General features: G+C 39.3%; 7 protein-coding genes. 5 read left to right on the forward strand and 2 right to left on the reverse strand.

Going from position 1 to position 7610, the window contains the following annotated elements; translation table 11 throughout:
- Positions 1 to 78 precede the first annotated feature (78 nt).
- From AFK68_RS19085 to AFK68_RS19105, 5 genes are all read left to right on the forward strand, one after another.
- Positions 79 to 1272, forward strand: coding sequence for an FAD/NAD(P)-binding protein (locus AFK68_RS19085; RefSeq protein ID WP_210407500.1), 1194 nt, complete (start codon positions 79 to 81; stop codon positions 1270 to 1272).
- A 231-nt stretch (positions 1273 to 1503) separates the two neighbouring features.
- Positions 1504 to 2271, forward strand: coding sequence for a GTP-binding protein (locus AFK68_RS19090; protein ID WP_094674185.1), 768 nt, complete (start codon positions 1504 to 1506; stop codon positions 2269 to 2271).
- Between the two features lie 451 nt (positions 2272 to 2722).
- Positions 2723 to 3538, forward strand: a complete 816-nt coding sequence (locus AFK68_RS19095) for a metallophosphoesterase (protein WP_094674187.1) — start codon at positions 2723 to 2725, stop codon at positions 3536 to 3538.
- A gap of 365 nt (positions 3539 to 3903) precedes the next feature.
- Positions 3904 to 4626 (forward strand): metallophosphoesterase, encoded by a 723-nt coding sequence (locus tag AFK68_RS19100; RefSeq protein ID WP_094674189.1) that lies wholly within the window; start codon positions 3904 to 3906, stop codon positions 4624 to 4626.
- 302 nt (positions 4627 to 4928) lie between these two features.
- On the forward strand, positions 4929 to 6050 hold the full coding sequence (locus AFK68_RS19105) for an NAD(P)/FAD-dependent oxidoreductase (RefSeq protein ID WP_094674191.1): 1122 nt from the start codon (positions 4929 to 4931) through the stop codon (positions 6048 to 6050).
- Positions 6051 to 6234: 184 nt separating this feature from the next.
- Here the strand turns inward: AFK68_RS19105 and AFK68_RS19110 are convergent, their stop codons facing one another.
- Both AFK68_RS19110 and AFK68_RS19115 read right to left on the reverse strand, forming a co-directional pair.
- Complete coding sequence (locus AFK68_RS19110; RefSeq protein WP_094674193.1) at positions 6235 to 6807, reverse strand: HXXEE domain-containing protein; 573 nt, start codon at positions 6805 to 6807, stop codon at positions 6235 to 6237.
- 278 nt (positions 6808 to 7085) lie between these two features.
- Positions 7086 to 7610, reverse strand: a 525-nt coding sequence (locus tag AFK68_RS19115) for a GGDEF domain-containing protein (protein WP_143438044.1), incomplete at its 5' end; no start/stop codon positions are given.

Here is a 7610-nt window from a genome sequence, read left to right on the forward strand (position 1 = left end):
TTTGCGAGCCGTTACAGCTATAATATATTATAAAAACGATAATGATTATCATTCTTATAATTATTGTTCTTTAATTCCATGCCCTTACCAATACAAACCAATATTGCTATCGTAGGTGCGGGACCCCACGCCCTAACTTTAGTAACTCATCTGTTGCAAAAACGAGAAAAGTATCGCCATAAAATAATAGCATTTGACCCCAGTGGGACTTGGATGAGTCAATGGCGACAGCAGTTTGCAGCCCAAGAAATACCCCACTTGCGATCGCCCGCCGTTCACCACCCAGACCCAGATCCCTATTCCCTGCGTCGGTTTGCAGAAAATCGCCCAAACGAACTATTCCCCCCCTACGACCTACCTGGAACAAAACTATTTCAAGAATTTTCTCAAGATGTAGTTAGTCGCTGGCAGTTAGAAGACAAAGTATACAAAGCATCAGTGACAAACATTGCTCCCATAACTTACCGAGGGAACCCTCAGTTTCGAGTCGAACTAGATGATGGCAACTCAACCATAGCTCGTCAAGTAGTCGTAGCTAATGGTGGGGGAAAACCGCAACTGCCAGAATGGGCGAAAAAAATTTCCACTCCCTATCCAAATGAACGCCTTTGTCACTCCCACCAAGTAGACTTGCGAGGTTTGCGACTCAGAGGGGAAAAAGTGCTAATTATCGGTGGGGGGTTAACTAGCGGTCACTTAGCAGTGGGAGCATTAAAACGAGGCGCAAACGTAACCTTGATGGTCAGACGTCAGCTCAAAGAGAAATTATTTGATGCGGAACCTGGTTGGTTGGGTCCAAAATATTTAAAAGGTTTTAGCGCCGAAACTGACTGGCAAAAACGATGGCAGTTAATTCAACAAGCACGAGATGGCGGTTCCATGACACCAGCTGTGATGACTCAGTTGCGCCGTTACCAACACCAAGACGAGTTATCTATTTTTGAGGAATGTCAGGTAGTTAGTGCTGAGTTTGTTAGCGATCGCTGGCAACTAAAATGTGATGATGGAATGAGGTGGGAGGGCGATCGTATCTGGTTAGCAACAGGTACAAAACTTGATGTCACACAACAACCTATCTTAAAAGAAGTCTTGAATACTCACCCACTGGAAATAGTCAATGGGTTGCCAGTATTAGATGAATATTTGTGCTGGTCTGGTTGTAAACTATTTATTATGGGTGGGCTAGCTGCTTTGCAAGTAGGACCTGTCGCCAGAAACCTATCGGGGGCAAGGATGGCAAGTCGCCGTATTCTATCAGGATTGAAAAGTTGAACTATACCAATTTGATCAATGTTTGCTACAAAGATCTAGGGGACTTTTTAGGAGTCAGGAGGTAGGGACGTTGCATAAGGGCGTCCGTACGGAGTCGCATGGGAATGGCTTTAATACCATTTGTTAGGTCATAAATCATCTTTTTTGTCAAAAAGACATCTGTGATAAAATCTTTTTATCGCCCTTACTATTCGTAAGATTCTTTTTTTTAAATGGTATTATGGAAGAAAAATGTCAAAACCTATAATTACTGTAGTAGCGGGTCCACCAGGAGTCGGCAAAACAAATTTTATTCGGGAACAAATCCCCAAAGATAGTCCTGCTCTTTATTTTAGCCCCGGTACCGGCAATGTTCCCATTGACCACACTTGCCTTGCTACGGATTTTCCCAATCTAAAAATTATTACTGATGCTCAACAGTCAGAACTCTTAGAATATCTTGCTAATGGTACAGTTGCTTTCATCGAATTAGGATTTTATTTAGAGCTAGATGCAATGTCATCACTGCTCGATAACATTCCTAGCAGTCGTATTGCCATTATCCCACCGGGAATAGAAAATAGCGAATGGCATCAGTGGGCAGACAAAACTGTAGAAGGATGTGCTATTGACAGCAATATTAATAACTGTCAATTTTGGCGATCGCCTACTAGGGGGCAAATTATCGATCCAGCAAGTTTAGATGTTTTTTGGTATGATGAATTAACCGCTGGAGCTTATGGTCAAATCATGCGTGCTAAAGCAATTTTTGATATTGCTGATGGACGTGCTTTTTACTTTAATTTTGTCTTAGGAAAAGACACTGAATATCAAGAATTAAATTTACCAAGATGGTTAAAAGGTAGACCAGAACGCTTTAGTGGAATTGAAGTTTTTGGTAATAACTTAAATCAAAAAGCTTTGGTAGAAACTTTACAAGATTGTTGTTTACCCGATGAAGCAATTTTAGCTTATCAACAACAAGTAAAAGAAACATTAGAAACAATGGATAATGGATAATGGATAATGGATAATTAATAATTGAATAATTCTGGTTTAAAGCCTCCCCTTTTAAAGGGAAAAAAAGAAATAATATTACCTTCTATTAAATCAATATAGCAGTTTTCAGTAGGCGTGAGGTACATCGAACGATCCCCCTAAATCCCCCTTATAAAGGGGGATTTCCACTTTCCCCCTTCTCAAGGGGGGTTAGGGGGGATCGAAAGAACTGTACCTCACTAGATTGGGAAATGCTATAACGGTTTTAACCAGAGGTAATTATCCATTATACCAATTTGAAAAAAGAATGTTACAAATAGTTCCAAACTTTGGATGTCGAATGATTTGCTTAAATTACTGAATAATCAAAGTTTTGAGCTATAAAATATTACTTTTGAATTTTGAATTTTGACTTTTGAATTCCGTGAAACGGTATTATCAATTATCAATTAATAAAATAGGGAAAATTAGTATGAAAATCGCAGTTATGTCTTGCATTCATGGCAACTACGAAGCTTTAAATTCTGTATTAATGGATATAGAAAAACAGAAAGCAGAGAAAATTTTTTGTGTGGGAGATTTAGTCGGTTATGGTCCCCATCCTAACGCCGTTGTCGAGCAAATTCGCAGTTTAGATATTCCCACAGTTTTAGGTTGTTGGGATGAGGATATTGTGGAGGGATTAAATTCTTGTGAATGTAGTTATCCTTCTGTATTAGCAGAGAAACGTGGCAAGTTAGCTCACGAATGGACCGATCGAGAAATTAATCCAGAAACGCGAGAATATTTAGCATCTTTACCTCATACTTTGAAAGAAGAAAATATGTGTTTTGTTCATGGTAGTCCTCATAGTAACCATGAATATTTATTGCCAGATTTAGATGGATTTTTAGCAGTTGAAAGAGTGTTAAGTAGTGGTGCTGATGTATTGTTTTGCGGTCATACTCATGTACCTTATGTTCGGACTCTTGATGCTGGTCAATTATTAGTTAAAGTTAATAGTTTGGGGAGGGAAAATTTAGAGTCAAACAGTTGTATTGCTCCTCTGAAAAAAATTGTTAATGTTGGTTCTGTAGGAGAACCTCGTCATGGCAGACCGAATGCAACTTATGTTATTTATGACAATGAAACAGGAGAAGTAAATATTCGAGAGATTCCTTATGATTATCAACTTACTTGTGAAGCTATAGTTAATAAGGGGTTGCCAGAAATTTTTGCTTGGCGTTTGGCAAGAGGTTTAGAGTTTGCTGAAAAAGCTGATGACCCTACTCATATTTGTGAGAGATAAATAATAATGGATAATGGATAATGGATAATTGATAATTGATAATTAAATAATTCTGGTTTAATGCCTCCTCTTTTAAGGGAAAAAACGAAATAATGATAGTACTAAGAAACCGGGTTTGTTGCAGGTGGATGTTAGTATTTTAGGGAATTTAAAAGAAGCCCGGTTTCTCTGCTTTTGGAGTGTTATAAGAACCCTGGTTTGTTGGAGGTAGATGGTAGGGACGTTACATGCAACGTCCCTACAAGAGCATTTAAAAGCAACCCAGTTTCTCTGCTTTTTTATACCGATACTACCGGATTTGATATAATTATCAATTATCAATTTAATCTCACTTTATATAACCTAAAAAAAAAGCAAAAAATTATATGAATTATTGGGCAATTTTAACTGGAATAGAAGGAAACATCACAGCTTATGAAGCGGTACTTGCTGATATTAAAAAACAGAAATATCCTGTAGAAGCTTTATATATTTTAGGCGATTTAGTCGGGCTAAATATAGATTGCAAAAAATTAGTAGAGCGAGTACGTTATCCCCAAAAAAACGAACTTATACCTCAAGTCTGTACGGGATGGTGGGAAGAACAATCTTTGATTTTACATGGATTAACTACCACCGCTGAACCGACAGAATTAATAGCAGAATATGCCATGGATGCTGTGAAAATATTATGGGATAATGTTGATAGAGAAACAGTAGAATGGTTGAGAAATTTACCTTTTGGTTTTTCTGAGCTTGACTGTTTATTAATTCACGGTAGCACTTTGGGGGTAAGCGATAAATTGACTCCCGATACTCCACCCATACAAATGTTAGATAGATTAATGCGTTTTGGCGTTAATAATTTATTTTGTGGTCGCTCTGGTTTAGCTTTTCAATATCAGTTGGAAAATGGTTCGGTGAATAGTGGGGTGACAAAGTTGGGAGCTGAAGTGGGTGCTATTGAAACAACATCATCTACTCAAACTTTGACAACACTCCGTCAGGTTATAGGGGTAGGTAATGTGGGAAGTTTGCCCGGAAATGCTACCTATACTCTTTATAATCCTGGTACTAATGAAGTTAAATTTAGAACTGTAAACTATTGAAAATGGCTAGGTTATTTAGTGGAATAAAAGGTTAAATTTTTCACCATGCTATCAACTGTAGATAATACTAATTAGGGTTTGCTAAAAAAGTTTTTTTGTAGGGTAGGTAATGTGGGAAGTTTGCCCGGAAATGCAACCTATACTCTTCATAAAACGACCGCTTTTTCATCCCCTTGAAACTTTTATTTTTTCGTAAATCATGGCTTACTACTGCCTCACCAATATTTTGTGTTAGAAAACTGGCTTTTTTTTTAGAGAATGATTATCATTATCATAAAGTATCTATTGGAGAATGTCTGCTTGTGAAAAAAACTAATGATCGTTTTGAAGTTGTAATTGTGGGGGCTGGGGCTGCTGGAATTGGCTGCGCCGTAGTCTTAAAAGATTTAGGAATTGAAAACTTTGTCATTTTAGAACGACATCAAGTCGGGGCTTCTTTTAGCCGTTGGCCAGAAGAAATGAAATTCATTACGCCGTCGTTTCCTGGTCATGGTTTTGGATTGCTGGATCTCAACGCAATAGTTTTAAATACTTCTCCTGCCCTCAGTTTTAGAAAGGAACATCTTTCGGGGGAAGAATATGCGATATATTTGGAGACTATAGCAGAGTATTTTCAACTACCTATAAAAACCGAGACAAATGTGAACACTATTGCAGCTTTACCTCAAGGCCAAGGCTTTGTCTTGGAAACTTCTCAAGGGGAGTTGCAATCGCAGTTTGTGATTTGGGCAGCAGGAGAGTATCAATATCCCAATCTTAATCCTTTTCCAGGGGCAGAATTGTGTATTCATAATTCCCAAATAAATTCTTGGAGAGAGCTTGAGGGGGAGGAATTTGTAGTTATCGGAGGTTATGAAAGCGGTGTAGATGCAGCGTCATTTTTGGCAGCATTAGGGAAAAAAGTAAAGTTAATCGACCGCAATAGTAGCTGGTTAAACTTAGACCCAGACCCTAGTGTTTCTCTGTCTCCTTATACCCTAAAACGTTTAGAAGTAGCTTATTCTATGGGTCGGATTGAACTAATTGGAGACCAGCACATTGAAGCAGTCAAAGCAGAAAAAAAAGGATATGTGGTGCAGAGCGAGTACGAACAGTGGTTTAGCCCTACACCGCCAATTCTCTGTACCGGGTTTAATAGCAGTTTAGAACAAATCGCACCTCTATTTGACTGGTCAAATGGTTATGCAGCCCTAACTCAAGAAGATGAGTCTACCCTAACTCCAGGATTATTTGTCGTCGGCCCTTCAGTGCGTCACGGCAATATAATTTTTTGTTTCATTTATAAATTTCGGCAGCGATTTGCTGTGGTAGGAAATGCGATCGCTCAACGCCTGGGAATCGATCCTAGTCCATTGGAGATCTATCGCGAACAAGGTTTGTTCTTAGATGACCTTTCTTGCTGTAATGACGATTGTGTTTGTTGAACTATAAGTTGTACGGGCTTGTTAACGAAATCGGGACCGCAGGCTGCCTGCGGGATGCGGGGCTGTTATTCGGATGAGGCCAGCAGGCAGGCTTGGGGGAGAAAACACTGCTAAAGGCATCCTTGAAGTACGACCTCTGGTCTCAATTCGCTGCAAATGACTGAATCGGGAAGGGTCAATAATATTACGTAACTCTAAATAGGTAATCTGCTAGCCAGGCACTAAAGGTTAGAATCTCATGAAAAAATAGTGGTTCTTTCTCGCCTCCAAGGATTGTGGCCACCAGATATAGTATTGCCAGGACGAAAAATGTTCCCAACAAGATTGGACTGATAAGTCGGTTGCGAGCAGCATGCCAGGAAACCAGTAAAACTGATGGGATATTAAGTATTGCACAGGAAAGAAAGCCCGGTGCATAGCGTTCAAAGGTGAATTGCCAATATATGTGCTGCAAAGAGTTCGAAAACGGAATCATCAGGAAAAACGGGAAAACCATGAGTCCAGTGGCACGAACAGTAGGCAGAAGACACGCAATTCCAGTCCACAGAAATCCGATCAAAGTGATAAAAACCAACCAAGTGCGCAATGCCAAATCTGAAATCACAGTCGCATTCGAGAAATGCTCCAACCACCAGGGCATTATGTTCCACTCTTCTATCTCGTGGAAAGTAAATGCCACAGGCACGATCCAAATGATTTTACGAAAGGGGAGTGAGGCGACCTGACCAACAAGTGTGTGATAGATTTTCTGTGTCATAACTCCTTATGTCAAGAATAGTAAGAATTCGCCGAAAATATCCTAGTACAAATCATTATTACTCTAGCGAAGCCTAACTATGAATTATACGGATTTTTTTCCATCTAATCACCCCTAATACGGATTTTATTAAGATTTCATCCGCATAACACCCTGCATAGCGATGTTATACGGAAATTTTCTGTATAATTCCCTTAGAGCGCGTTTTATTAAGAATGGTGAGTTCCCATCCCAATATTTATCGGTGGGATAGTAGGAGTTGAAGTGGGGAACGCACCCTACAAGAACGGCGATCGCACTTTTATTTTGTCTGCGTCTTGAAAGATGACTTGATTACGCCCATTGGCTTTAGCGTGATAGAGTCGTTGGTCTGCATTATGTAATAGATATTCTAGTTTCTGAGCGATCGTCTCACTTTCCACCGCACCAATGCTCACAGTTACATTAATAACTTGATCGTCAGGCAAGAAAAACGGAAAACATTGAATATGCTGGCGAATCTTTTCAAGAACCAATACCCCATCTGATAACATAGTATTTGGTAATAGAAGTGCAAATTCTTCGCCACCAATCCGACCCCAAATATCGTTTTCACGGATTACACTAGCAATTTCTTGGGCAAAAGTTCGTAGCACTCTGTCACCTGCTAGATGACCATAGGTATCGTTAATAGCCTTGAATTTATCAATGTCTAAAATGGCTAATGTAAAGGGATTTTTATAACGTTTAAAGCCTTGGAATTCTGCATTGGCTTTGCGATAAAATTCTTTGCGGTTATCGATTCCAGTCAAATCGTCACAGGT

The sequence above is a fragment of the Hydrocoleum sp. CS-953 genome (assembly GCF_002260545.1).
Lineage (GTDB): Bacteria > Cyanobacteriota > Cyanobacteriia > Cyanobacteriales > Microcoleaceae > Trichodesmium.

Excerpts from the sequence above, each read along its gene's own strand:
- AFK68_RS19095 (WP_094674187.1), top strand. The coding sequence starts at position 2,723 with ATGAAAATCGCAGTTATGTCTTGCATTCATGGCAACTACGAAGCTTTA.
- AFK68_RS19090 (WP_094674185.1), top strand. The coding sequence starts at position 1,504 with ATGTCAAAACCTATAATTACTGTAGTAGCGGGTCCACCAGGAGTCGGC.
- AFK68_RS19110 (WP_094674193.1), bottom strand. The coding sequence starts at position 6,807 with ATGACACAGAAAATCTATCACACACTTGTTGGTCAGGTCGCCTCACTC.
- AFK68_RS19085 (WP_210407500.1), top strand. The coding sequence starts at position 79 with ATGCCCTTACCAATACAAACCAATATTGCTATCGTAGGTGCGGGACCC.
- AFK68_RS19100 (WP_094674189.1), top strand. The coding sequence starts at position 3,904 with ATGAATTATTGGGCAATTTTAACTGGAATAGAAGGAAACATCACAGCT.